We start from the raw sequence: 26,098 nt of genomic DNA, 5'->3' as shown, positions 1-26,098 counted from the left end.
CACCGCGGAACGCTCGACCGCCCGGGTGTACGCGGTGAGCTTCCTCAGCGCTGACGCTCCAGGGTGAGGACGGCTGCGGCGATTGACGACAGGCGGTGCGGGCTGCAGCGGGCCCTGCGGAAGATCCGCCAGGACCTCAGCCTTGCGACACCTCGTTCGACTCTTGGTGAGCCCGTCGTCGGCGACCTTGGGGCCGCCGTACGTGCCCGGCCTGCCGGGGCCGCCGAAACCACCGCCCCCGTCCAGCTCGTTGAGCTGCATCTGCGGGGAACCCCGCTGTCGTCGCAGGGCATCGGCCTTGAGCTGCTCCCACTCGTCCCATGCCATGGACGGTTGCCTTCCCCGTGTACAGGACCGTCAGCGCCGTTGCCGGCCGGACGGCACCCAGCGGCGTCCGGACTCCGGCACAAGCCGGCGACCCACCCGAGCAACACCGAGACGCTGGGGCTTCCCTACCCTTGTTGCTGGCGTAAAGGTTCTGGGTGGATCCACCCGTTCCGGTCGAGATGACAGGTGAAGCGCACCTCGATGTCGACATCGTGTCCGCACGCGCGGTGTGATGAGGGCGCCGACCGGGCATCGGCCGAAAAGGCACCTCCAGGGCACAGCCGTAACTGAGTTGGCACACATCACGATTGGCTCTGTCGTACCCGTTGGTTAGAGTGGCGATCACGACTGGTTTGCGAACGTAGGGCGCACAACTGGCCAGCTGGTCGGTCTCGGCCGACGGTGTCACGGGGAAACGGGGAGGGAGCGACGTGCTTCCAGCAGACATGGTGGGTGGCGTGTCCGCCACCAGGGCACTGAACCTGGAAGTCGCCGACGAGGCGCTGACCACGTTCGTGAAGCGTGTGGACGGCGTACTGCGCGATCTGGAGGGCTCCGCCGCCCACCCCACGCGGGTCGGCGGCCAGACCATCAAGCCCACGTCGCTGAACAGCGGCAGTACGGCCGCTTTCCCGGAGGCGCACGGGCTGTACCTCCAGTACAACCGTGTCCACGAGGAACTGACCGCGCTCTCCAAGACACTGCACCTGCAGATCGAGGCGATCGGCATCGCCGTCAAGGGCGCGCACGTGGGCTTCGACAACCTCGAAGAGGAACAGCGCCGTCGTTTCTGGGCCATCCAGACGCAGATCGGACAGATTCAGGACGCCAGGGACGGCGAACAGCGTGCCAAGGGCGGGGACACCAGCGGGAGCCTGTGACGATGACCGACAAGAAGCACGAGGCGGACCTGGAGCGGGTCTCCCAGCAGAACTTCCTCACGGACTTCACCCGAGGCGTCGAGGAGCGGCCCGCGTTCGACCCTCTCAGCAGGCTGATGCGCACGGCGGTCGAATCGACCCCCGTCGGGCAGGCCCTGCAGGGGCGTACGAACTTCGAGAACCACAGCCTCAACGCCATGGTCGACCTGGTCGAGCAGACCGACCCCGAGGACCTGGAGTCCTCGGGCAAGGCTCTCTGGTCGGCGCGGGACGCCATCAAGGACGCGGCCAAGGAGTTGGACGGCCACATCGAAAGGGTCCACTGGGTCGGGGAGTCGGGCGAGGCGTTCCGCAAGTGGGGGCGTTCGCTCGTCACCGACACGTACGCGTTGAGCGACTTCGCCGGCGGAGCGGGTGACCAGATCACCGCCGCGGCCGTGGGTCTTGCGGACGTCCGCAAGGCGATGCCCCCTCGCGACACCCGCACGGAGGCCATGCGCCCCGGCCAGTTCCCGAAGGACGAGCGGGTCGAGAGCAACGACGAGTACACCGCGGCCCTGAAGGTGGAGAAGAACCGCCAAGAGGCGATCAACCAGATGAACCGGTTGTCGTCGTACTACGCGGTGTCCCAGGAGCAACTGGCGGCGCTGGAGCCGCCGAAGTTCAAGGCGATGCCGGATGTGGGGGTGCCGAAGCCGAAGGAAGGAGGCTATCGGGGGCCGGGTTCGCCCGAAACGCCGATTTACGGAACGATTCAGGAAACGGCAACAGGGGAAGTCGCGAGGCACCGTCCGGCGGTTGCTGTGGAAGCGCATGCTGCTCCGCAGAGCATGCGCGGTCTCGCGGTACCTGGGGATGTCACCACCGACAAGAGCGTCGACCTCGGCGCCTCCGTCGGGACGACCATTGACAGTGTCGGCACGCTGCCGCCCCCGACAACGGCCGCCGCGGGACAAACGACACCTATTGGTGTCCCCGGCGCCGCGGGTGGGGCAGCCAACCCCGCTACGAACGGCTTCGGCGCCCCGCTCCCTCCGGTTCTCTCGGGCCGTTCCGACGGGCGGTCAAGCGGTGCGCGCCCTTCCTTGCCCGTCGCGGCGCAAGGGCGGGCGGGTGCGGTCCGTGGGAGTGCTTCGGGCGTGACGCCGGGGCACACGGCGGCCGGAGCACCCTTGGGTCAAGTGGGTCGAGCAGCAGCCGCAGGAGTGACGGCGGCTCAGGGGAGAACCTCCGCTGCCGGGCCGCTGCCCATGGGACCGGGGGTGAGCGGTGGCACACCGCGGGCCGGCGGTGCGGCGACGCCTCGGGCGATGGGGAACACGGTCACGGGCGCCGGCAGCACAGGCGGCGTGGTGGGAGGTCGACCCTCGCCTGTGGCCGGGAGCCCGGTGAGAGGCGGACAGAGGATCCCTCCGGGCACGGTGGCCGGTGCTGAGACGACCTCCGGTTCCCGGCCCGCAGCCGGTCGGCTCGGGCAGTCTGGTGTCTTCGGGGCAGATGCTGCCCCAGCACGATCTGGTTCGAGCACAGTCAACGGGCGAGGAGGCTCGGCTGTGCCCGGAATTGTCGGGAACCCTGCTGGGCGACAATCCGCCTCCAACGCAACGCGCAACGGCATGACTCAGGGCGGAACCGGCTTGGTCCGGGGACCCGGTGGTCGTGGCAGGCCCGGTGATGCCCGTAGAGCGGAGAGAACACAGCGACCCTCGCGCGTGGCGGGGGACGAGGAGACGAGCGAAGCCGGCAAACCGCGGCACGACGCACCACCAGTCAACTAAAGCGCTAGCGAGGACTCACCACACCATGAAGTCAGGGACACGTCGAGGGCGACGCGTACGTGCCATGGGCGCCGTCGTGAGCGCCCTGGTCACGGCGAGCGTGGCGTTCGCCCCGGGCGCTGCTGCCGCCGATGTCCAGTCGGAGCAGTGGTACCTGGAGCCCATGCAGGCCGAGCAGATGTGGAAGGTCAGCACGGGCAAGGGCATCAAGGTCGCGGTCATCGACTCCGGAGTCAATCCCCGCACTGATTCGCTCAAAGGGCAGGTTCTCGTTGACGAGGTGCCTGAGAACGTTGCTTACGGCGCCACCGACGACTACGACGGCCATGGAACGACCATGGCCGAACTGATCGCCGGTACTGGAGCGAACGGTGGTATCCAGGGGCTTGCACCCGGAGCGAAAATCGTTCCGTACCGGATTCCATTCGAGAGCCAGCCGGACGGTGAGGACAAACGGAAGACGGCTACACCAGCGGAAGCCCTCCGAGCAGTTGCGGATACCGACGCGCAGATCGTCAGCATGTCATTTGGCGTAAATGCCGTTTACCCTGAGGTCGAAGCCGCGATCAAGTATGTTGCTTCGAAGGGGAAAATTTTGATTGCTGCCGTAGGAAACCACGGCGGTGAATTCATTGCATATCCGGCCGCCTACCCGTACGTCCTGGGCGTCTCGTCCATCGATGAGTCCAGCAAAGTATCGGACTTTGCTGCCTACGGCAACTACGTTGACCTTGTGGCTCCGGGGGAGAACATCCCGTCATACTGCCGACCCGATTTCAGTACCTACTGCCACGATAATCAGGGCACGAGCCATGCCACCGCCATCACCGCCGCAGCCGCCGCCCTCATCTGGTCCGCGCACCCCGACTGGACCGCGAACCAGGTCACCCGCGCGCTGATCGACACTGCGGGCCGCAAGTGGGCGAAGGACAAGCCGACGCAGAAGTCCGGGTACGGAACCATCCGGCCGCGCGCTGTGCTCGCGGACCCGAACTACGACGCCGGTGACCCCTACTCCGATCCGCTCGGCAAGTGGAACAAGAAGGATGGGGAGAAGCTGGTGACGGAGATCGCGCCGGCCTCGGCCTCTCCCTCCCCCTCTGCAACAGGCGCGTCACAGGGTGAGGGGTCCACTTCCGCGAACAAGGCGGCCGGAGCAGGATCGAAGGCGGAGACCGTGTCCGCGGAGTCGTCGGACGACAGCAACACGCTGTGGATCGCCGTGGGTGCCGCCGCGGCGGTGATCGTGATCGGCGGGGCCACCTTCGGAGTGCTGCGCGCACGACGCGCACGGTGACACCAGCTTCGCCGCCCGCTCGTACCCGCCCAGCTCGAGAAGGCCGAAAGACCGAACCGGGCGGACACCCCGTATCACCGCCGTAAGCCACTGAGCCACAACAGTTGGAATCCAGAACAGAGACAGGGAGGGCCGGCTGACCATGGCCGTCGACCAGAAACTCGAAGATGCAGCAGTAGTCAAGCTACAGAAGGACATGTACGAGAAGTTCGAGAACATCCGGAAGCGGGTGCGCAGCCTCCAGGGTGTGATCGACAGCCTCGAGGGGCAGTGGCACGGCATCGGTCGTGCCGCGTTCGACACCAAGCAGTACGAGATCAACACGTCCCTGCAGAACATGGGTCGCGTCCTCGCCGACGTCATCGACGCGATGACCACGGCGCGCAACATCAAGGACAGCAAGGAAGACGAAGTCCGCGCCTCCGTGAACAAGATCAACGTCCTGGACGGCGCTCCCACGGTGCAGCCGTCCCCGTTCAGCTCGTTCTGAGCCGGCGGAATTCCCGGTCATCGGTCAACAGCACACACGAGCGAGACGAGGTAGGCAGAGATGAGCCGTAACAACGAGGGACTGCAAGTCGGTTACGACGGTCTCGACATCGCGGCGACCACCATCGCCAACGAGGCGAAGCAGCTCGAGGAGGACCTCCAGCAGCTCCGGCAGATGGTGGTCAACAGCAAGCAGTACTGGGCGGGCAAGGCGCAGGACACCTTCGACGAGAAGCTGCGGCGCTGGGACAAGGAAGCCAGTGACATCCACCAGGCCCTGATGGGCATCGGCCAGGTCGTGGGTTCGTCCGGCGGTACGTACATGGAAGGCGACCTGGCGGCGTCCCGATACCTGCAGTAAGCCTTTCTCGTAACCGGCCGTCACTCGTCGTGATCGCCGGATTGGACTGGACTCCGCCGTCCTCAAGTCGGTACAGCCGTAAGGCCCCTGGCAGGAACGATCTTGCAAAAGAAGGATCCGGCCGAGGGGCCTCACGTGCTGACCGGTGTCACATACGCCGCCGTGCGACGAGCGACACCCGCAGGAGTGACGCGCGCCGACCCGCTTCCGTCGGGTCGTGCCGACCCTGATCAATCCCGAATACGAAAATGCGAGGGACGGCTTCCGTCACTCGGTCAAGAAGCCCTTGGAGGACAAGCCGACCGGGGCCCATGAAACCTACAGCAAGGTCATCCGAGGTCTCCGCGGAATGGGTAAATAGTCGGCTCCTAGCTCTGGAAAAGCTTCAAGGTGGGCCCTCAGGAATGGCAGCCGAGCTTTTTCTTGTAGGCGTCGAAGTAGGAAGGCACGAGCTTCTCCAGCAAGGCTTGTGACTTCCCGTTCCATTGGATGTCGTTCACCTCGACGGACAGCACATCACCTTTATCGCTGACCCCAGGGCATGGGATCACCGTTGCTACTCCGAAGTGCCATGAGGCATATTTGCCACCTTTTATGTAACGCAAGTTCTTCACTTCGTACGTCAGGAAGTGATCGCGTAGTTCATATCCGTTTTCGTGCCAACGGGCGTCACTGACTACGGAGTCGTTCCCGTCCACATACATGTGGCAGAACTGGCCTTCTGTGAAAGTAAAATGGCCGGTGTCCTGTTCCAGATTTTCGCCGTCGTCGAGCAGGGATTCCAAGACTTCCTTGTCGGCGGGGATTCCACAGATGTTGTCCGGGACGGGATATGAGAGCCCTTTGTCGTCGGATGCGCCACAGGCGGTGAGTGGCAGCGCAACGAGGATGGCTGACAGTAGCCTCTTCAGTGGCAAGGGTAGGTCCTGCTCTCTAGTGGTTCGACGAGTCGGATGCGGCTCATGTGCCATCTCCCGAGGAATTCCACTGAGCACCGTCGGAGTGACTCACGCCAGCCTGAGTGCGAATGCCTAGCAGGATGTGATCGCGTGTTACCTGGCCGATTCCCTCATGACGCGCGAAATAGCTCTCGGCGGCCGCCATCGATGCCGTTACGGCAGCCTCTCTTCCCTTGGAGTATTCTTTTCCTGCGTCGTGCTCGGCCTTGTCTGAAGTGTCCATCTCGATACTCTTCACGACGCTTTCGGATACATCTTCAGCCAGCCAATTGATCGGCTCTCCTACCACGGAGAAGGGGGCGGGAATAGCGCTTGTCCCCAGCCCCACGATTCGGTTGACCCATTTTGCGTTGTCAGCCACCGCCTCGTTGTACTCCTTGTTCGAGGCCGTGTGGTAGTCATAGATCGCATCAGCCCGCGAGTTGCTCATGATCCCCGCGATGGCGGCTCCCGGCGCCACCAGGTGCCCGACGCGCGCACCGTCCTCCGCGGTCAGATCCTTCCCCTCCGTCCGCAGGAACTCATGCACCACGTTCGTCGTGTACGCCTGCTGCGCGGAAGTGATCGCGTTGTACGCATCCGGATCCTGTCCGACCAGACCGAGGAACTTCTGGGCGTTTCCGGGATCCAGGTTGGCAGCCGCGCCATTGACCGGGAAAATCCTGCTGTCGGACGGCTCCATGTACATCGACCGCTGGAAGTCGCCGATGTAGTCCGCAGAGATGTTGCCCAGACTGTCCCGCAGCGCGTAGAGCGGGCCGGTCTTCTCCTCCTCCAGGTCCCCGTTCATGTTGTGCGTCAGCAGGTCCGGGTTTTTGGTGAACTTCTCCACGATGTCGTGGACCAGCTTCGCCTGCGCCTCGCTGTGCTTGACCGAGGGGTCGATCGTGTTGCTGTCGTACGGGTGGCCCGTCGCGGCGGCCTCCAGGGCGTGGCCGAGGGCGTTCGGCCCGAAGTTGAGCGCGTTCTTCGCCGCCTCCTCATCCGCGAGGACGTGATGGCTGTTCGTGTCGGTCGTCCACTCGAAGTCCTTCTTGGTGAAAAGGTCGAGGTAGGACTTGAAGTCCGTCTTCTCACCGGACTTGATCGTGCCGTCCTCGTTGTACGCCGTGGGCTTCTCCGTGAAGAACTGCTCGGCCGCCTCAGGGCTGTGTCCGAGCGCCTCGAGCACGCTGTTCAGCGGATCGTTGCCGCTGCCGAGCTTTCCGGAAGGGTTGAACCCGTAACGGTCGTCGCTGGTGCCGGGCCTGCTGGACACGAAGCGGTGCGGATCGTCCTGGTGGAGCTGGGTGATGTGCTCCGCGATGGGGGTCAGGAACGCCGGATCGTAGTTCCCGTAACGGAGCAGACCGCCCAGGACCTGGTATCCGTAGGGCTTGCTCCACATGCCGCGTTCCCACTCGATCTTCTGGGTGCCCAGCTTGCGGAACTCCGCCCCCCACCACGAGGGCAGATGCTGCCGGTCGCCCTTGACGCTCTGCGGGGTGTAGGGGTCGGTCGCGTTGGCCAGGGCATGGCCCATGTACTTCTGCAGGTCCTGCACGCCGGCCAGACGGGTCTTCGAGGCCTCCTCGTCGGTGCCGTGGATCGACATGGCCGCGTAGAACTCGAGCGTCTGCCTCGGTCCGCCCAGACCCTCGAAGAACTCGGTCGCGAACTCGCCGTCCTTCTCACGCCCGTTGTGGCGCAGTAGCCTGTTCAGTTCGGCGAGTTCGCGGTCGCTCATGTCCTCGCGCATCTTGGCGAGTTCCAGGGCCCGTTCGACCTGCGCGTCATCGAGCGAACCGTACTTCGCGTGACCGGCGTTGTGCGGGTCGCTCCCATGCGCCCGCTTGAGCGCCAGCTTGGTGGAGAGGTCGATGTCGTTGGCGTGGGCGACTTTCCCCGTGATGGAGTCGGCGTAGCGCTGCCGGTCCTGCTTCGTGTCGTCCTTGCCGTCCTTCGCATCGGCGCCCGACTGGGGCTGGACGCCCACACTCACCGTTCCGTCGCCGTTGTCCTGAACGGTGTAGCCCTTTCCCTTGGCCTCGTTGGTGAGTGTCCTGACGCTCTTCTGCAATGCTTCGAGCTCACGATGGGCGTCGTCCAGAACCTGGAAAATGCTGTTGGCCTCCGTGTGGAGGTCCGCGAACTCCTTGGCGGTCTTGTCCACGAACCCCCGTGTGACGCCGGCGTTCACACCTTCCCAGCGTGCGCGGTCGGACTTCTTCTTGAGGCCGTCACGTGCGTCGGTCTCAAGCTGTTTCAGGTTGGTGACCGCCTTCTTCCAGTCCGATACCGCGGTCCCCAGCCTGCCGAGGTCGACCTGCATCAGGTCGTTGTAGGTGACGGACATACCTGAGCTTCCCCTCCCCCCGTGCTACTTGAAGTACTTGCCGAGCTCCGAGACGGGCACTGCGGACCCGTTGCGGTTCCTGACGACGGCGGCGATCTCGGCATCGTCATCGGCGTGCCGCTTCTTGCTGAAGTCCAGGTGGTTCGAGATGTGGGCACATGCCTGACGAACCGCCTTCACCTGGCTCTCCCAGACCGTCAGCGTCGTCATGAGTTCGTCGCCCATGGTGAAGTTGGACTTCGACAGCGCCGATGCCGCCTGGTGCGTGGAACCGGCATGATCGGAGTTCATGCCGGAACCGGCGATGTCCACCTTCTTCACGAGGTCACCGTGCAGGACGAAAGCGTCATGCCCCACGGCGCCGAGATCGTCCTGCTGCACGACCAGGTCGGGCTTGCCGCCGGCGCCCGGCCCTTGAGTGGGAGCCTGGTTCACCTGCATGTGCGTCGACTGCCGGTCGGCAGCCTGCGCCTTTAACTGTTCCCACTCGTCCCACGCCATGGGTCTGCTCCTCCGTTGCTGTCAGCAGGACATGGTCTACCGGTTCTCTTCCGTGCGGCGCTTTCGGGAGAAGCCGCGGTGAAGTCCTCATCCATTCTCTGGCCCCACCGGACCGGAAACAGCCGATACCGGTCAGAAAGCCTCCTCCGCCACAAGCCCCGTCTGCACCAACGGCCGCCCCCGCCGCCGGGAGACGAACACGCCCCGCCCCGGAGGCATCGGACGCGGACGCACGCCGCCCAGCAGATCGCCCTCGGCCGGATCGCCGCTGAGGACCACGCCCTGTGCGCCGAGTTCCTTCAGCCGCTGCATGAAGGGCTCGTATCCGGAGCGGCTCGCGCCCGCGGTGGAACGGGCGATGATGAAGCGCACGCCGACGTCCCGGGCGAGGGGGAGCATCTCGGTCAGGCCGGCCAGGGGGTTGCCGCTCGACGTGGCCACCAGGTCGAAGTCGTCGATGACGATGTAGACCGTCGGCCCCCGCCACCAACTGCGGTCGCGCAGCTGCTGCGGCGTGACGTCCGCGGTCGGTGTGCGCCGCTGCATCAGTTCGGCGAGCGCGTCCATGTGGTGCTGCATCTGGTTCGACATGGGGACGTACTCGGCCAGGTGCGAGGGCGGGGTCACGCCCAGCAGGGAACGCCGGTTGTCGATGACGAACAACTTGCAGTTGTCGCCGTCGTAGCGCTCGGTCAGGCGCCGGATGAGCAGCTTCAGCAGGTTCGACTTGCCGGACTCGCTCTCCCCGAAGATCAGGAAGAAGGGGTCCTGCTCGAAGTCGACGAACACCGGTTCCAGGTTGTCCTCGTCGAGCGCGAAGGAGATCCCCTGACGGGGGAACCGGTCGCCCGGGGGGAGCTGGTGGGCCGGGAACTCCCTCGGCAGCAGGCGCACCACGGGAGCACCGGGCTGCTGCCAGTGCCGGGCCACCTCGGTCCCGAGCGCCTGGGTCGCCTCCGCGAGGTCCGTGTCGGAGGACAGGCCGTCCATCCGCGGGACCGCGGCCATGAAGTGCTGTTTCTGCGGGGTCTGACCGCGACCGGGCACCCCCGTCGGCACGTTGGCCGCGACCTTGCGGTCGAACTCGGAGTCCATGGGATCGCCGAGCCGCAGCTCCAGGCGGTTCATCAACTGGTCCTTGAGGTTGCCGCGGACCTCCATGGAACGGGAAGCGGTGAGGATCAGGTGGATGCCGTAGCCGAGGCCGCGCGTCGCGATGTCCAGCACGATCGGCTCCAGCGCGTCGTAGTCCGTACGGAAGTTCCCCCAGCCGTCGATGACCAGGAAGACGTCGCCCCAGGGCTGGTCGGTCACGGAGATGTCGCCCCGTGCACGGCGGGTACGGAACTCGGCGATCGAGGAGATGCCCGCCGTACGGAAGTACTCCTCGCGGCGCGTCATGACGCCGTACACCTCGGCCGCCGTACGCCGCACCTTCTCGGGGTCCAGGCGTGACGCCACCCCGCCCACGTGCGGGAGCCCCGCCACGGCGGACAGGCCGCCGCCACCGAAGTCCAGCCCGTAGAACTGCACTTCGTGGGGGGTGTGGGTGAGCGCGAAGGACGCGATGATCGAGCGCAGCAGCGTCGACTTCCCGGACTGCGGACCGCCCAGGATCTGCATGTGGCCGGCCGCGCCGCCGAAGTCCACCCACAAGGGGTCGCGACGCTGTTCGTACGGCTTGTCGACGAGGCCGACCGGGATGACGAGCCGGCCCGCGCCCTCGTAGCCGGGCTGGGTCAGGCCGCGGCCGGGCACCTCGGCGAGGCCGGGCAGCAACGCGTCGAGTGACGGCGGGCTGTCCAGCGGGGGCAGCCACACCTGGTGAGCCGCCGGGCCCTGCGCCTCCAGGCGCCGCACGACGACGTCGAGAACGGTGTCGGCCAGCGCGTCGTCCGTCTCGCCGTCCGTCACGCCGTCGGAGGCGTCGCGCTGTCGCGGAACCGCCACGTACCGCACCGGAACCTGCGCGGCCGTGAACAGCACGGGCCGGCGGTCGACGGGCAGGGGGCCGTCGTACGACGCCGCCCGGTCGGCGCCCGAGCGGTACACACCGGAGACGTACGCGGCCTTGAAGCGCACCATCTCGTCCGTACCGAACTTCAGGAAACCCGAACCGGGGACGTTCGGCAGCTCATAGGCGTCCGGGACGCCGAGGGCCGCCCGCGACTCGGCCGCGGAGAACGTGCGCAGACCGATCCGGTACGACAGATAGGTCTCGAGCCCGCGCAGCCGGCCCTCCTCAAGGCGCTGCGAGGCGAGCAGCAGGTGCACGCCCAGCGACCGGCCGATGCGGCCGATCTGCACGAACATCTCGATGAAGTCCGGCTTCGCGGTGAGCAGCTCGCTGAACTCGTCGATCACGAGCACGAGGGACGGGATCGGCTGCAGCGGGGCACCGGCGGCGCGGGCCTTCTCGTAGGCGTGGATGTTGGCGTAGTTGCCCGCGTCGCGGAGCATCTCCTGGCGCCGGTTGAGCTCACCGCGGATGGAGTCGCCCATCCGGTCGACCAGGGTGAGGTCGTCGGCCAGGTTGGTGATCACGGCCGCCACGTGCGGCAGTTGGGCCATGCCCGCGAAGGTGGCGCCGCCCTTGAAGTCCGCCAGTACGAAGTTGAGGGTCTCGGAGGAGTGGGTCACGGCGAGGCCGAGCACCAGGGTGCGCAGCAGCTCCGACTTGCCGGAACCGGTCGCGCCGACGCACAGGCCGTGGGGGCCCATGCCCTCCTGCGCCGCCTCCTTGAGGTCGAGCATCACGGGCCGGCCGTCCTCGCCGACGCCGATCGGCACCCGAAGCCGCTCGGACTGCGAGCGAGGCCGCCAGGTCCGTCGCGGGTCCACCGCCGCGGCGTCACCCAGGTTCAGCAGATCGGTGAACTCCAGGTTGGACAGGAGCGGTTCGTCGTTGTCCCCGCCCGACGCCATGCGCAGGGGGGCGAGCTGGCGGGCCAGGGCCTCCGCCGCCTCGTACGAGAGCCCTTCGGACGTGCCCTCGTAGACCATGCCGTGCGCCGACTCGAGGCGCAGCTCCTTCGGGCGGACGACGACGGAGAGGTCACCGCGTCCGGTGGTGAGGTTGCCGGGCACGACCTCCAGCACGGTCACGCCCTGCAGGCCCTCCGGACTCGCCAGCAGCGACGTCGGCGGCAGCGAGACGCCGTCGAGCACGACGACCAGGTGCGGCTGCTCGGGCACCGGCGGCCCGCCCGGGTGGAAGCGCGGACGGCCCTGGAGACGGGGCGAGAGCAGTTCCTCCAGCTCCACCGGGTCGGTCGTGACGAGGCGCATGCTGCCGGCGCCGTCCGCGGCCGTCGGACACTGCGCGTGGGGCAGCCACTTGGCCCACTCCCATTCGGGTGCCGACTCCTGTCCGGTGGCGACGGCGAGGACCAGGTCCTCGGGGGAGTGCAGCGAAGCCAGGGAGGCGGTGACGGCACGGGCCGTGCCGCGCACGCTCTTCGGGTCGCCGCTGAGTGTCACGTGGTAGAAGGCGCGCAGGGATATCGCCATCGGGAGGGCGTCGAGGGTGCCGTGGGTGGCCACGAAGCGCTGCATGGCCCCGGCGGTCAGCGGCTCCAGCTGATCCACCGGAGCGGTTTCCGGCGGAACCAGGGGAGTGGCCAGGGCCTGCGGGCCCAGGCCCACCCGTACCTGCCCGAAGTCCGCGTCACCCGAGCGCCGTTCCCACACCCGGCTGCCCTCGGCGACCAGGGCCCACAATTGCTCCGGTGAAGGGTGCAGGTAGTACTGGGCGTCACGCTGGGCCTTCGCGGTCTCCTGGGTGGTGTGCCGGACCTGCGACAGGTAGCGGAGGTAGTCCCGGCGCATGTCCGCCAGCTGCCCCTGGTTGCCGCGTCGGTAGCGAACCAGCATCGCGACGCCCATGGCGATGGTGGAGGCCACCATCACCATGCCCATGATCTTCATGAACGGCTGGGCCTGCGGATTGAAGAAGAACACCACGGACCCGCCCATGCCGAGCATGGGCAGGAGTTGCATCAGGGCGCCCTCCTGCTGGCCGCGCGGCAGCTCCGGAGGCGGTTGCAGCACGACTTCGTTCGTGGGCACGTCCTTCGGCAGCGCACGTGGTGGACGTTTGACGACGATGTGACTCACTCGCACCAATTCCCTTGCCGAACGGATCCGTTCCGCCCGCCGTCCCGTGTTCGGCGAACATTGATCGCGCTGCGCGATCCTACTGACAGCCGCCGACGGTGGTGAGCGGTAGGGTGCCGTGAGACGTGTGAGCAGTTGCGAATCGGCCGCCGAAATCGGTGCACCGCGCGACATGCGGCACACGTGCGGTCCGTCGGCCCGGGCTCGGACAGGGTGGTCGGCGGGCGGATCGGACGAAAGCACCGCCCAGGGACCGTGCGCGACGGTACGCGCGGGTCCACAGTACCGACGAGGGGGAACAACAGGTGAGTACGACGGCCTCCGCGCCGGCCGGCACGGCCGGCGGACCGGGCACCGGAGCCCCGTCCAGGGCAGGCACGGGGCTCGGCTTCTGCCGGGTCACCATCGTGGCCCCCGACAGCCGTGTCGACGTGGCGCTGCCGGACGACGTGCCGGTCGCCGACCTGTACCCGGAGATCCTTCGGTTCTCCCAGCAGAGTCCCGCCGAGGGGGCACCGGTCGGCTACCACCTCGTACGCCGCGACGGGACCGTTCTCGACAGCGCCCGGTCCTTCGCGGCCCAGCGCATCCTGGACGGCGAACTGCTCACGCTGCGCCCGTTCTCCGAGTCGCTGCCCCCCGCCGTCTTCGACGACGTGTCGGAGGCGGTGGCATCCGCCGTCACCCGCGACCGCACCCTGTGGGACGGCGATCTCACCCGCGTCGCCGGCCTCGTGGCGGGCGGTGTCCTTCCGGCGCTGCTGGCGTTCGTGGCCTGGAGCTCCCAGGTCCGCCACGACATGCACGGCCTGCAGGGCATCCTCGCCGCGATCACCGGAGTCCTGCTGATCACCTTCGCGTGCGTTCGCGCGCGCGTGTACGACGATCGCGGCTCCGCGGTCGCCCTCGGCCTGGGTGCCCTGCCCAACGTCGCCGTGGCCGGCTCGGGACTGCTGCCGCTCGCGGAGGGCCAGGGCATCGGGCGGCTCCAGTTCCTCCTGGCGTGCGCGGCGGTGCTGGTCGCCTCCATCGTGCTCGCCCTGGTGTCGCCGGGCGGCGACAGCCCGTTCGTGGCCTTCGTCCTCGCTTCCGCGATCGGCCTGCTCACGACGTTCCTCGCGATGCTGACGCGGCTGGAGCCCACGGAGACGGCCGCCGTGTGCGCGCCCCTGGCGGTGTGCACCCTCGCCTTCCTGCCGGGCCTGTCCGTGCGTTTCGCCCGGCTGCCCATCGGCTTCGAACCGCCCAGTGCGTCGCGCGGTTCCTACCTGACGGAGGAGCAGGACGCTCCGGAACCCGTCGACACCGAGCGCATCCTCGCCCAGGCCCGTCGCGGCCACGAACTCCTCGTCGGACTCGTCGGCGGATGCGCGTTCGTCTCCGTGGGGGCGTCGATCGTCCTCGGCTTCTCCGGCGGCGTCTGGGCGCAACTCCTCGCCCTGGCCACCGGCGTCGCGATGCTGATGCGGGCCCAGCTGTTCCGGTACACCGCTCAGGTCGCCCCCACGCTGGCGGCCGGACTCCTCTGCCTGGTCTTCCTCGGCCTGGGGCTGGCGATGAATCCTCCGGCGCACGACTGGCGGGACGCGCTCCAGGGCGACACCACCGCCCTCGACGTCCGCAGCGTGTGGCTGACGGCGGCCGTGGCCGTGACCATCGCCCTGGTCACCGCCATCGGTCTGATCGTCCCCCGTCGCGGAGTCACGCCCTTCTGGGGCCGGTTCATGGAGATCGCCGAGGGCTTCGTGCTGCTGACGCTGGTGCCGCTGGCGCTCGCCGTCTTCGACGTGTACGCGTCGGTGCGGTCGATGACCGGCTGACGTGCGACGCCCGGCAGGACGCTGACGCGCGACGCCCGGCGGAAGGCACCCGAGCGGGTGCCTTCCGCCGGGCGTCGCGGAGCGGTCACTCCGCCTCGGGGCCCGCCGGCTCCAGGTCGAACTCCCCGTCCCGCGCGCCCAGCACGAAGGCCCGCCACTCCGCCTCCGTGTACCGCAGCACGGTGTCCGGGTCGAGCGAGGACCGCATGGCCACGGCACCGCCGGGCAGGTACGCGATCTCGACCCGCTCCTCGTGCTCCTCGGTGCCCGGCGCGCCGTGCCACTCGACACCGGAGATGTCGAGGGCGTAGAGCTCGTCCTTCTCCCGCTCCTTGCGTGCCTTGATCTCCTCAGCCGTCTCCGCCATGCCGCAGCGACCCCTTCCCGACGTACGAACGGTCCGGAGGCTCACCCTAGTGGCCCACGACGTCCGGCCCGGCCGGTTCGGCGGACCGGGGGAGAGGCACCCGCCACCGCCTGGTATCCTGAGCGACGGCCGTTTGTGTACGCACCCCCGGAGCGAGTTCGCCCTGGAGGCCGCGCCCAGCGGATCCCCGCCTTCCGAGTCATGGAAGACCCCCCGAGACGAAGACCGGGGGCACTCGGTGGCCACTCACAGACTATGAGGAGTACGCGTGTCGCTCGACGCCGCAGTGAAGAAGCAGATCATCTCCGAGTTCGGTACCAAGGAGGGTGACACCGGCTCCCCCGAGGTCCAGGTCGCTCTGCTGTCCCGTCGGATCTCCGACCTGACGGAGCACCTCAAGACCCACAAGCACGACCACCACTCCCGTCGTGGTCTGCTGATCCTGGTCGGCCAGCGCCGCCGGCTGCTGCAGTACCTCGCCAAGAAGGACATCCAGCGCTTCCGTGCGCTGGTCGACCGCCTCGGCATCCGCCGCGGTGCGGCGGGCGCCAAGTAAGACGCCGTGAAGGGAGCGGTTCCCTGGAGAAAGGGGACCGCTCCCTTTGCTGTACGTGCGGAGTGTCACCGCGCCTTTGTAGTGTGGTAGCACAACGCAATAGCCACGACTCGGTGTGATGCCCCGCACCGCATGGGTATGCGGTCCCCAGGGCACCGCCGACCGACGTCATCGGACGTCACGACGCACGAGGAGAAGCGCACCTCGCCGCCGCCGGTCCTCGGTAGTGGCCCCCGGGAGAGTGACCCCCGGGAGCTTCGATCGAAGACCGGCCCGCACCAGTGGAGCGCTTCTCCGTCCCCGTCCCCCCGCCACACGGGCGAGGCGGGACGAAAGACGACAAAGTAACGGAGAAAACGCTAGTGGAGAACGAGACCCACTACGCCGAGGCCGTCATCGACAACGGCTCCTTCGGCACCCGCACCATCCGCTTCGAGACGGGCCGCCTGGCCAAGCAGGCCGCCGGCTCCGCCGTGGCCTACCTGGACGACGACACCATGGTGCTGTCGGCCACCACCGCCTCCAAGAACCCCAAGGACCAGCTCGACTTCTTCCCGCTCACGGTGGACGTCGAGGAGCGGATGTACGCGGCCGGCAAGATCCCCGGCTCCTTCTTCCGCCGTGAGGGCCGGCCCTCCGAGGACGCCATCCTCACCTGCCGCCTCATCGACCGCCCGCTGCGCCCGTCCTTCAAGAAGGGCCTGCGCAACGAGATCCAGGTCGTCGCCACCATCATGGCGCTCAACCCCGACCACCTGTACGACGTCGTGGCGATCAACGCCGCCTCCGCGTCCACCCAGCTGGCCGGCCTGCCCTTCTCCGGCCCGATCGGCGGCGTCCGCGTCGCGCTGATCAACGGCCAGTGGGTGGCGTTCCCGACGCACTCCGAGCTCGAGGACGCCGTCTTCGACATGGTCGTCGCGGGCCGCACCCTGGAGGACGGCGACGTCGCGATCATGATGGTCGAGGCCGAGGCCACCGAGAAGACCATCAAGCTGGTCGAGGGCGGCGCCGAGGCGCCGACCGAGGAGGTCGTCGCCGCCGGTCTGGAGGCCGCGAAGCCCTTCATCAAGGTCCTCTGCCGGGCCCAGGCCGACCTCGCCGCGAAGGCCGCCAAGCCCACCGGCGAGTTCCCGATCTTCCTGGACTACCAGGACGACGTCCTCGAGGCCCTCACCGCCGCCGTGAAGCCGGAGCTCGCCTCCGCGCTGACCATCGCCGGCAAGCAGGAGCGCGAGGCCGAGCTGGACCGCGTCAAGGCGCTCGCCGCCGAGAAGCTCCTGCCGGAGTTCGAGGGCCGCGAGAAGGAGATCTCCGCCGCGTACCGCTCGCTGACCAAGTCCCTGGTCCGTGAGCGCGTCATCAAGGAGAAGAAGCGCATCGACGGCCGCGGTGTCACCGACATCCGCACCCTGGCCGCCGAGGTCGAGGCCATCCCGCGCGTGCACGGCTCCGCGGTGTTCGAGCGTGGCGAGACCCAGATCCTGGGCGTCACCACCCTCAACATGCTGCGCATGGAGCAGCAGCTGGACACCCTCTCCCCGGTGACCCGCAAGCGCTACATGCACAACTACAACTTCCCGCCGTACTCCACCGGCGAGACCGGCCGCGTCGGCTCCCCGAAGCGCCGCGAGATCGGCCACGGCGCCCTCGCCGAGCGCGCCCTCGTGCCGGTCCTGCCGACGCGCGAGGAGTTCCCCTACGCGATCCGTCAGGTCTCCGAGGCGCTGAGCTCCAACGGCTCGACGTCGATGGGCTCGGTCTGCGCCTCCACCATGTCGCTGCTGAACGCCGGTGTGCCGCTCAAGGCCCCCGTCGCCGGTATCGCCATGGGCCTGATCTCCCAGGAGATCGAGGGCGAGACGCACTACGTCACCCTCACCGACATCCTCGGTGCGGAGGACGCCTTCGGCGACATGGACTTCAAGGTCGCCGGCACCAAGGAGTTCGTGACCGCCCTCCAGCTCGACACCAAGCTGGACGGCATCCCGGCCTCCGTCCTGGCCGCCGCCCTCAAGCAGGCCCGTGACGCCCGCCTCCACATCCTCGACGTGATGATGGAAGCGATCGACACGCCGGACGAGATGTCCCCGAACGCGCCGCGGATCATCACCGTGAAGATCCCGGTCGACAAGATCGGCGAGGTCATCGGCCCCAAGGGCAAGATGATCAACCAGATCCAGGAGGACACCGGCGCCGAGATCACGATCGAGGACGACGGCACGATCTACATCGGTGCCGCCGACGGCCCGGCCGCCGAGGCCGCCCGCACCACGATCAACAGCATCGCCAACCCGACGATGCCCGAGGTCGGCGAGCGCTACCTGGGCACGGTCGTGAAGACGACGACGTTCGGCGCCTTCGTCTCCCTGCTCCCCGGCAAGGACGGTCTGCTGCACATCTCGCAGATCCGCAAGCTGGCCGGCGGCAAGCGCGTGGAGAACGTCGAGGACGTCCTCGGCGTGGGCGCCAAGGTCCAGGTCGAGATCGCCGAGATCGACTCCCGCGGCAAGCTCTCCCTGATCCCCGTGATCGAGGGCGAAGAGGACGAGTCCGACAACGACAAGAAGGACGACGCCGACAAGTGACGTCCCGTAGCGCCAAGGCGACGGCCCGCACCTTCTCGGAGGCGCGGGCCGTCGCCCGTACCCAAACCCTGATCAAGGGCGAGAACGGCATCGGTACGGTCCGCAGGACCACCCTCCCCGGCGGCCTGCGCGTCGTCACCGAGACGCTGCCCTCGGTCCGCTCCGCGACCTTCGGCATCTGGGCCCACGTCGGCTCCCGCGACGAGACCCCGGCCCTCAACGGTGCCACCCACTACCTGGAGCACCTGCTCTTCAAGGGCACCTCCCGCCGCTCCGCCCTGGACATCTCCTCCGCCATCGACGCCGTCGGCGGCGAGATGAACGCGTTCACGGCCAAGGAGTACACGTGCTACTACGCGCGCGTGCTCGACACCGACCTGCCGCTCGCCATCGACGTGGTGTGCGACATGCTGACCGGCTCGCTGATCCAGGAGGAGGACGTCGACGTCGAACGCGGCGCCATCCTCGAAGAGATCGCCATGACCGAGGACGACCCGGGCGACTGCGTGCACGACCTGTTCGCGCACACCATGTTCGGCGACAACCCCCTCGGCCGCCCGGTCCTCGGCACGGTCGACACGGTCAACGCCCTCACCGCCGACCGCATCCGCCGCTTCTACAAGAAGCACTACGACCCGACCCACCTCGTGGTCGCCTGCGCCGGCAACATCGACCACAACAAGGTCGTACGCCAGGTCCGCGCCGCCTTCGAGAAGGCCGGCGCCCTCAAGAACCCCGACGCCGAGCCGATCGCCCCGCGCGGCGGCAGTCGCGCGCTGCGCACCGCCGGCCGGGTCGAGCTCACCGGCCGCAAGACGGAGCAGGCCCACCTCGTCCTCGGCATGCCGGGCCTGTCCCGCACCGACGAGCGGCGCTGGGCCCTGGGCGTGCTGAACACCGCCCTCGGCGGCGGCATGTCGTCCCGCCTCTTCCAGGAGGTCCGGGAGAAGCGCGGACTGGCCTACAGCGTGTACTCGTACACGTCCGGCTTCGCCGACTGCGGCCTGTTCGGCGTGTACGCGGGCTGCAGGCCCTCCCAGGTGCACGACGTGCTGAAGATCTGCCGCGACGAACTCGACCACGTCGCCGAGCACGGACTCCCCGACGACGAGATCGAGCGCGCCATCGGCCAGCTGAGGGGCTCCACCGTCCTCGGCCTCGAGGACACCGGCGCGCTGATGAACCGTATCGGCAAGAGCGAACTGTGCTGGGGCGAGCAGATGTCGGTCGACGACATGCTGACCCGGATAGCCTCGGTGACCCCGGACGACGTCCGCTCGGTCGCCCGTGACGTCCTGGGACGGCGGCCCTCCCTGTCGGTCATCGGCCCGCTCAAGGACAAACAGGCGTCCCGCCTGCACGACGCCGTCGCCTGACCCACCCCGTAAGGAAGCAACAGACATGAGCAAGCTGCGCGTGGCGGTCCTCGGTGCCAAGGGCCGGATCGGTTCCGAGGCGGTACGGGCCGTCGAGGCCGCCGACGACATGGAGCTGGTGGCCGCCCTCGGCCGGGACGACAGGCTGGAGACCCTCGCCGAGAACGGCGCCCAGGTCGCCGTGGAGCTGACCACCCCCGCCTCGGTCATGGGCAACCTCGACTTCTGCGTGCGCCACGGCATCCACGCCGTGGTCGGCACCACCGGCTGGACCGACGACCGCCTCGCGCAGCTGAGGGGCTGGCTCGACCAGTCCCCGGAGACGGGCGTGCTCATCGCGCCGAACTTCTCCATCGGCGCCGTCCTCACCATGAAGTTCGCGCAGATCGCCGCCCCCTACTTCGAATCCGTCGAGGTCGTCGAGCTGCACCACCCGAACAAGGTGGACGCCCCCAGCGGCACCGCCACGCGCACCGCCCAGCTCATCGCCGAGGCCCGCCGTCAGGCCGGCAGCGCACCCGCCCCGGACGCCACGACCACCGCCCTCGACGGCGCCCGCGGCGCCGACGTCGACGGGGTCCCGGTGCACGCGATCCGGCTGCGCGGACTCCTCGCCCACCAGGAGGTCCTGCTCGGCGGCGAGGGCGAGACCCTCACCGTCCGCCACGACTCCCTGCACCACAGCAGCTTCATGCCGGGCATCCTGCTCGGCGCCCGCCGCGTGGTGACCACTCCCGGCCTGACCTTCGGCCTGGAACACTTCCTCGACCTGAACTGAGCCCGAGCCGACCCCATGCGCGCGAAGATCTCCTACGCCGTCACGGCCGCCGTCCTGGTCGTCTACTTCGTCCTGGTCGGCAGCCGCGGCGTGCTGCTCATCGAGGCCGGTACGCCCCTCACCGTCACCTTCGGCGTGGCGGTGCTGATCCTGCCGGTCATCGGTGTCTGGTTCCTGTGGAAGAACACCGAGTTCGTCCGCGACGCCAACCGGCTCGCCGCCCTGCTCGACGCCGAGGGCGGCCTGCCCGTCGACGAGCTGAAGCGGCTGCCCAGCGGCCGGGTCGACCGCGATTCGGCCGACGAGGTCTTCGCCCGCCGCAAGGCCGAGACGGAGGACGCCCCCGACGACTGGCGCAGCTGGTTCCGGCTCGCCGTCGCCTACCACGACGCCCGCGACACCCCCCGCGCGCGCAAGGCGATGCAGCGGGCGATCGCCCTGCACAAGACCTCTCACTGAGCGCGCGGAGCGGTGCCGGGGTCCTGGGGCCGCTCAGTCGCGCCGGTACTCGGCGGCCCACGCCTCCACGGTGTCGGCCGCCCGGTCGAAAGCCAGCTGGTCCCGCCCCAGGAAGTCTGCGTTGTGCGAGGTCAGCAGCGGCGCCGACGACTCCGCCGAACGCCCCCGCCGGGTGAGGACCAGCGCCTGCCCCTGCACCGTCCGGGGCAGCCCCAGCCAGCGCACCGGCTGCTGCACCGTGCGCGCGGAGACGACCTGCTCCCAGGACGTCGTACGCGTGCTCACGAAGGCCACATGGCGCAGCCCCCGGGAGCTCACCCACACGCCCATGCGCAGCAGCCGCAGCGCGCAGACCACGACGACCAGTGCGATGGCGAAGACCGTCCCGGCGGACGCCGGCTTCGCCGTCGCCGCGATGATCACCGCGGCGAACAGCACGAACGACGCGAGCAGCAGCAGGAGCGCCGCCGCCCCCACCCGCCACGGCCCGGGACGGTACGGGCGCCGCCAGCGGTCCCGGTCGTCGTACGGCAGGGCGACATCGTCCGCCGTGTCGAAAGCGCGGTCGGCCGTCAGGAAGGGCAGGGGCACGACGGGTCCTCACTCGATCCATGCGTCAGCAGTGCCCGGTGAGGCTATCGATCCGTGCCGCCGGTCACCACCCTCGGGGGTCCGGATGGAGCCGGTGCCACGGCCGGGGGTGACTCAGCGCCCCTCGGTCGCCTGTGACTGCTGTGTCCCCGACCCCGAGGAGTCGGCGGACAGCGCCGGCATCCCGATGACCAGGGAGCCCACCAGCCCGGCCACGAGGGTGAGCCCCAGCAGCCAGCGCCCGGCCATCTGACCGACGGAGGCCCGCTCACGGGGCGGCGGGGTGACATTGCTGCGGAACCTGTCGGCCTCGGCGACAAAGGCGAACGGTACGGGTTCGCGCCGACCGAACATCTGGTGCACGTCTCCTTCGTGTGTCGAACGAATCACTGTCACCAACACAGACGAACGGCGGCCCCGAGAGGTGCCCACTTTCACCGAATTCGCAGAAGTTCGCCGCCGTTCACCGCTGTATGTCGCCCCCGGCGCCGAAGGCCCGGTTGTCGGTGCCGCGCCGTAGAGTGGGCGCCGCCCGAGAGACGTGATGGAAGGACCCCCCGCGCCGTGACCGACACCCCCTCCGACGACCTCAAGCCCGGCTTCCGCAGCGATGTGACCGTCGAGCTGGTCAAGCAGACCGCGTCCGACGCCGACGTGCTGTTCGCCGCCCGCGTCTCGACCATCGGCGAGCAGTCCCTGGCCGAGCTGGACAAGGACCCCGAGCGCTCCAAGGGCCTGATCAACTACCTGATGCGGGACCGGCACGGCAGCCCCTTCGAGCACAACTCGATGACCTTCTTCATCAGCGCCCCGATCTTCGTCTTCCGGGAGTTCATGCGACACCGCGTGGGCTGGTCGTACAACGAGGAGTCGGGCCGCTACCGGGAGCTCCAGCCGGTCTTCTACGTCCCGGACGAGTCCCGCAAGCTGGTCCAGGAAGGCCGCCCCGGCAAGTACCGCTTCGTCGAGGGCACCCCGGCCCAGCAGGAGCTCGTCGGCCGCGCCATGGAGGACTCCTACCGGCAGGCGTACGAGGCGTACCAGGAGATGCTCGCCGCCGGCGTCGCCCGCGAGGTCGCCCGTGCGGTGCTCCCCGTCGGCCTGTACTCGTCGATGTACGCCACCTGCAACGCCCGCTCGCTGATGCACTTCCTCGGCCTGCGCACCCAGCACGAGCTGGCGAAGGTCCCGTCCTTCCCGCAGCGGGAGATCGAGATGGTCGGCGAGAAGATGGAGGCCGAGTGGGCCCGTCTCATGCCGCTCACGTACGCCGCCTTCAACGCCAACGGGCGCGTGGCCCCGTAGAACCGCAGCTCAAGCCTGCGGGTACACAGGTACGGTTCAGTCTCGCGAGGTGTCCGTATTGCGGCATTTCGTGAAGTTCATCTAGCCTGATCAAACGGGCCCGGTACTGCCTGAACCCCCGAGCAGGCAGTACCGGGTCCCCCTTTGTCCCACCCTGTCGACTCCCCCGAGAGAAGACCCCGACCTGAGCAACGAGTAGCGTGTAACCCATGGCTCCGACCTCCACTCCGCAGACCCCCTTCGGGCGGGTCCTCACCGCCATGGTCACGCCCTTCACGGCGGACGGCGCACTCGACCTCGACGGCGCACAGCGGCTCGCCACCCACCTGGTGGACGCAGGCAACGACGGCCTGATCGTCAACGGCACCACCGGCGAGTCCCCCACCACCAGCGACGCGGAGAAATCGGATCTCGTACGGGCCGTCGTGGCGGCGGTCGGCGACCGCGCCCAGGTCGTGGCCGGAGTCGGCACCAACGACACCCACCACAGCATCGAACTGGCCCGCGCCGCGGAGCGCGCCGGCGCGCACGGCCTCCTGGTGGTCACCCCGTACTACAACAAGCCCCCGCAGGAGGGCCTCTACCGGCACTTCACGGCCGTCGCCGACGCCACCGAGCTGCCGGTCATGCTCTACGACATCCCCGGCCGCAGCGGCGTCCCGATCGGCACGGAGACGATCGTCCGTCTCGCCGAGCACCCGCGCATCGTCGCCAACAAGGACGCCAAGGGCGACCTCGGCCGCGCAGGCTGGGCCATCGCCCGCTCCGGCCTGGCCTGGTACTCCGGCGACGACATGCTGAACCTGCCCCTGCTCTCCATCGGAGCGGTCGGCTTCGTCTCGGTCGTCGGCCACCTCGTCACCCCCGAGCTGCGCGCCCTGGTCGAGGCGTACACCTCCGGAGACGTCCAGAAGGCCACCGAGATCCACCAGAAGCTGCTCCCCGTCTACACGGGCATGTTCCGCACCCAGGGCGTGATGACCACCAAGGCGGCGCTCGCCCTCAAGGGCCTCCCCGCCGGACCCCTGCGCGCCCCCATGGCCGAGTGCACGCCGGAAGAGATCGAGCAGCTCAAGATCGATCTTGCCGCCGGCGGGGTACAACTCCAGTAATCAGACTTCGCGCGCCCGGTCGCGCAGATGTACTTCACAACTGAATAAGCGGGCCACCGGTGCCCGCACCCCACACGACAACTGCTTCTGCACGAACGTCACGCGCGCCACGTGCCCCACCGGTACGTGGCGTGCGTGTTTGAGGAGAGTCTTTTGAGTCATCCGCATCCTGAACTCGGCCCGCCCCCGCAGCTCCCCGCGGGCGGCCTGCGCGTCACCCCGCTCGGCGGTCTCGGCGAGATCGGCCGGAACATGACGGTCTTCGAGTACGGGGGCCGCCTGCTGATCGTCGACTGCGGAGTGCTCTTCCCCGAGGAGGAACAGCCCGGAATCGATCTGATCCTGCCGGACTTCTCGTCCATCCGGGACCGCCTCGACGACATCGAGGGCATCGTCCTCACCCATGGCCATGAGGACCACATCGGCGGCGTCCCCTTCCTCCTGCGCGAGAAGCCGGACATCCCGCTGATCGGCTCCAAGCTCACCCTCGCCCTCATCGAGGCGAAGCTCCAGGAACACCGCATCCGCCCGTACACCCTCCAGGTGGCGGAGGGACAGCGCGAGCGCATCGGCCCCTTCGACTGCGAGTTCATCGCCGTCAACCACTCCATCCCCGACGCGCTCGCCGTGGCCATCCGCACGCCCGCCGGCATGGCGGTCCACACCGGCGACTTCAAGATGGACCAGCTCCCGCTGGACAGCCGTCTCACGGATCTGCACGCGTTCGCCAGACTCAGCGAGGAAGGCATCGACCTTCTGCTCGCCGACTCCACGAACGCCGAGGTCCCGGGCTTCGTCCCGCCCGAGCGCGACATCTCCAACGTCCTGCGCCAGGTCTTCGCCGGCGCCCGCAAGCGGATCATCGTGGCGAGCTTCGCCAGCCACGTCCACCGCATCCAGCAGATCCTGGACGCGGCGCACGAGTACGGCCGCCGGGTCGCCTTCGTCGGCCGCTCCATGGTCCGCAACATGGGCATCGCCCGCGACCTCGGTTACCTCAAGGTCCCGCCGGGCCTGGTCGTGGACGTCAAGACCCTGGACGACCTGCCGGACAGCGAAGTCGTCCTGGTCTGCACGGGCTCCCAGGGCGAACCGATGGCCGCCCTGTCCCGCATGGCCAACCGCGACCACCAGATCCGCATCGTCGACGGCGACACGGTGATCCTGGCGTCGTCGCTCATCCCCGGCAACGAGAACGCGGTCTACCGCGTGATCAACGGCCTGACCCGCTGGGGCGCCAACGTCGTCCACAAGGGCAACGCCAAGGTCCACGTCTCGGGCCACGCCTCGGCCGGCGAGCTGCTGTACTTCTACAACATCTGCCGCCCGAAGAACCTGATGCCGGTGCACGGAGAATGGCGCCACCTGCGCGCCAACGCCGAACTCGGCGCCCTGACCGGTGTCCCGCACGACCGCATCGTCATCGCCGAGGACGGCGTCGCCGTCGACCTCGTCGAGGGCAAGGCCAAGATCTCCGGCAAGGTCCAGGCGGGCTACGTCTACGTCGACGGCCTCTCCGTCGGTGACGTCGGCGAGCCGGCCCTCAAGGACCGCAAGATCCTCGGCGACGAGGGCATCATCTCGGTCTTCGTCGTCATGGACTCCTCCACCGGCAAGATCACGGGCGGCCCGCACGTCCAGGCCCGCGGGTCCGGCATCGAGGACTCCGCCTTCGGCGAGGTGATCCCGAAGATCACGGAGACCCTGGAGCGCTCGGCCCAGGACGGCGTCGTCGAACCCCACCAGATGCAGCAGCTCATCCGCCGCACGCTGGGCAAGTGGGTCTCCGACACCTACCGGCGCCGGCCGATGATCCTGCCCGTGGTGGTGGAGGTCTGACGGTCCGCCGGACCGCGCGCACGAGCGAACCAGGAGCGGGGCGCCTCGATTTGCATCGAGGCGCCCCGCTCCAGTACGTTTGCAACTCCTCCCGATCGGGCACCCGACCACCTCGTGCGTCGGAACCGTCGCCCGACAAGGGAGGGGGAAATCCGACTCAGAATCTCTGATAAAGTCGGAACCGCCGGAAAGGGAAACGCGGAAGCGGGAACCCGGAAAGCACCGAGGAAATCGGGTCGGAAAGATCTGATAGAGTCGGAAAC

The 26,098-nt window shown here is 68.3% G+C and carries 21 protein-coding genes and 1 pseudogene; 14 read left to right on the top strand and 8 right to left on the bottom strand.

Going from position 1 to position 26,098, the window contains the following annotated elements:
* Positions 1–44: 44 nt before the first annotated feature.
* Positions 45–197: pseudogene (locus KUM38_RS16360) on the bottom strand (IS5/IS1182 family transposase); the annotation flags it as partial.
* Positions 198–758: 561 nt separating this feature from the next.
* Here KUM38_RS16360 and KUM38_RS16355 point away from each other — a divergent pair.
* From KUM38_RS16355 to KUM38_RS16335, 5 genes are all read left to right on the top strand, one after another.
* A complete protein-coding gene (locus KUM38_RS16355; protein ID WP_217130105.1) occupies positions 759–1,208 on the top strand; it encodes a hypothetical protein in 450 nt (149 codons plus the stop codon).
* 2 nt (positions 1,209–1,210) lie between these two features.
* Positions 1,211–2,986: a WXG100 family type VII secretion target gene (locus KUM38_RS16350; protein ID WP_217130104.1), complete on the top strand. Its 1,776-nt coding sequence runs from the start codon at positions 1,211–1,213 to the stop codon at positions 2,984–2,986.
* A 64-nt stretch (positions 2,987–3,050) separates the two neighbouring features.
* Positions 3,051–4,283 carry a S8 family serine peptidase gene (locus tag KUM38_RS16345; protein WP_217130103.1) on the top strand — a complete coding sequence of 411 codons (1,233 nt, stop codon included), beginning with the start codon at positions 3,051–3,053 and terminating at the stop codon, positions 4,281–4,283.
* A gap of 142 nt (positions 4,284–4,425) precedes the next feature.
* Complete coding sequence (locus KUM38_RS16340; protein ID WP_217130102.1) at positions 4,426–4,773, top strand: WXG100 family type VII secretion target; 348 nt, start codon at positions 4,426–4,428, stop codon at positions 4,771–4,773.
* Positions 4,774–4,833: 60 nt separating this feature from the next.
* The gene (locus tag KUM38_RS16335; RefSeq protein ID WP_217130101.1) at positions 4,834–5,133 is read left to right on the top strand and encodes a WXG100 family type VII secretion target; all 300 of its coding nucleotides are present in this window, start codon (positions 4,834–4,836) and stop codon (positions 5,131–5,133) included.
* A gap of 398 nt (positions 5,134–5,531) precedes the next feature.
* On the opposite strand, the gene KUM38_RS16330 is transcribed toward KUM38_RS16335, so the two are convergent.
* From KUM38_RS16330 to eccCa, 4 genes are all read right to left on the bottom strand, one after another.
* Positions 5,532–6,050, bottom strand: a complete 519-nt coding sequence (locus KUM38_RS16330) for a hypothetical protein (RefSeq protein ID WP_217130100.1) — start codon at positions 6,048–6,050, stop codon at positions 5,532–5,534.
* A 43-nt stretch (positions 6,051–6,093) separates the two neighbouring features.
* Positions 6,094–8,427, bottom strand: coding sequence for a DUF6571 family protein (locus KUM38_RS16325; protein WP_217130099.1), 2,334 nt, complete (start codon positions 8,425–8,427; stop codon positions 6,094–6,096).
* A gap of 24 nt (positions 8,428–8,451) precedes the next feature.
* The gene (locus KUM38_RS16320; protein WP_217130098.1) at positions 8,452–8,928 is read right to left on the bottom strand and encodes a hypothetical protein; all 477 of its coding nucleotides are present in this window, start codon (positions 8,926–8,928) and stop codon (positions 8,452–8,454) included.
* 132 nt (positions 8,929–9,060) lie between these two features.
* The gene (gene eccCa, locus KUM38_RS16315; protein WP_217130097.1) at positions 9,061–13,044 is read right to left on the bottom strand and encodes a type VII secretion protein EccCa; all 3,984 of its coding nucleotides are present in this window, start codon (positions 13,042–13,044) and stop codon (positions 9,061–9,063) included.
* 305 nt (positions 13,045–13,349) lie between these two features.
* Between eccCa and eccD the strand changes: the two genes are divergently transcribed.
* Positions 13,350–14,864, top strand: a complete 1,515-nt coding sequence (gene eccD / locus KUM38_RS16310) for a type VII secretion integral membrane protein EccD (protein WP_217130096.1) — start codon at positions 13,350–13,352, stop codon at positions 14,862–14,864.
* Between the two features lie 85 nt (positions 14,865–14,949).
* On the opposite strand, the gene KUM38_RS16305 is transcribed toward eccD, so the two are convergent.
* Positions 14,950–15,231, bottom strand: coding sequence for a DUF397 domain-containing protein (locus KUM38_RS16305; RefSeq protein WP_055570621.1), 282 nt, complete (start codon positions 15,229–15,231; stop codon positions 14,950–14,952).
* Positions 15,232–15,499: 268 nt separating this feature from the next.
* Between KUM38_RS16305 and rpsO the strand changes: the two genes are divergently transcribed.
* From rpsO to KUM38_RS16280, 5 genes are all read left to right on the top strand, one after another.
* A complete protein-coding gene (gene rpsO, locus KUM38_RS16300; protein WP_004924725.1) occupies positions 15,500–15,787 on the top strand; it encodes a 30S ribosomal protein S15 in 288 nt (95 codons plus the stop codon).
* A 362-nt stretch (positions 15,788–16,149) separates the two neighbouring features.
* Entirely contained in the window at positions 16,150–18,375 is a 2,226-nt protein-coding gene (locus tag KUM38_RS16295; protein WP_217130095.1) for a polyribonucleotide nucleotidyltransferase, read from the top strand.
* The gene (locus KUM38_RS16290) at positions 18,372–19,751 is read left to right on the top strand and encodes a pitrilysin family protein (RefSeq protein ID WP_217130094.1); all 1,380 of its coding nucleotides are present in this window, start codon (positions 18,372–18,374) and stop codon (positions 19,749–19,751) included. Before KUM38_RS16295 ends, KUM38_RS16290 begins: the two co-directional genes overlap by 4 nt.
* Positions 19,752–19,776: 25 nt before the next feature.
* Positions 19,777–20,529, top strand: coding sequence for a 4-hydroxy-tetrahydrodipicolinate reductase (dapB, locus tag KUM38_RS16285; RefSeq protein ID WP_217130093.1), 753 nt, complete (start codon positions 19,777–19,779; stop codon positions 20,527–20,529).
* A 15-nt stretch (positions 20,530–20,544) separates the two neighbouring features.
* Positions 20,545–20,988 carry a hypothetical protein gene (locus KUM38_RS16280; protein WP_217130092.1) on the top strand — a complete coding sequence of 148 codons (444 nt, stop codon included), beginning with the start codon at positions 20,545–20,547 and terminating at the stop codon, positions 20,986–20,988.
* A gap of 33 nt (positions 20,989–21,021) precedes the next feature.
* On the opposite strand, the gene KUM38_RS16275 is transcribed toward KUM38_RS16280, so the two are convergent.
* Both KUM38_RS16275 and KUM38_RS16270 read right to left on the bottom strand, forming a co-directional pair.
* The gene (locus KUM38_RS16275) at positions 21,022–21,579 is read right to left on the bottom strand and encodes a hypothetical protein (protein ID WP_217130091.1); all 558 of its coding nucleotides are present in this window, start codon (positions 21,577–21,579) and stop codon (positions 21,022–21,024) included.
* Positions 21,580–21,693: 114 nt separating this feature from the next.
* Positions 21,694–21,933, bottom strand: coding sequence for a hypothetical protein (locus KUM38_RS16270; protein ID WP_217130133.1), 240 nt, complete (start codon positions 21,931–21,933; stop codon positions 21,694–21,696).
* A gap of 210 nt (positions 21,934–22,143) precedes the next feature.
* Between KUM38_RS16270 and thyX the strand changes: the two genes are divergently transcribed.
* From thyX to KUM38_RS16255, 3 genes are all read left to right on the top strand, one after another.
* Complete coding sequence (gene thyX, locus KUM38_RS16265; protein ID WP_217130090.1) at positions 22,144–22,884, top strand: FAD-dependent thymidylate synthase; 741 nt, start codon at positions 22,144–22,146, stop codon at positions 22,882–22,884.
* A 209-nt stretch (positions 22,885–23,093) separates the two neighbouring features.
* Positions 23,094–23,996: a 4-hydroxy-tetrahydrodipicolinate synthase gene (gene dapA / locus KUM38_RS16260; protein ID WP_217130089.1), complete on the top strand. Its 903-nt coding sequence runs from the start codon at positions 23,094–23,096 to the stop codon at positions 23,994–23,996.
* A 153-nt stretch (positions 23,997–24,149) separates the two neighbouring features.
* On the top strand, positions 24,150–25,835 hold the full coding sequence (locus KUM38_RS16255; RefSeq protein WP_217130088.1) for a ribonuclease J: 1,686 nt from the start codon (positions 24,150–24,152) through the stop codon (positions 25,833–25,835).
* The last annotated feature ends 263 nt before the right edge of the window (positions 25,836–26,098 follow it).

The sequence above is a fragment of the Streptomyces sp. AC558_RSS880 genome (genome assembly GCF_019049255.1).
Taxonomy (GTDB): Bacteria; Actinomycetota; Actinomycetes; order Streptomycetales; family Streptomycetaceae; genus Streptomyces.
This window is presented reverse-complemented; position numbering and strand designations above follow the sequence as displayed.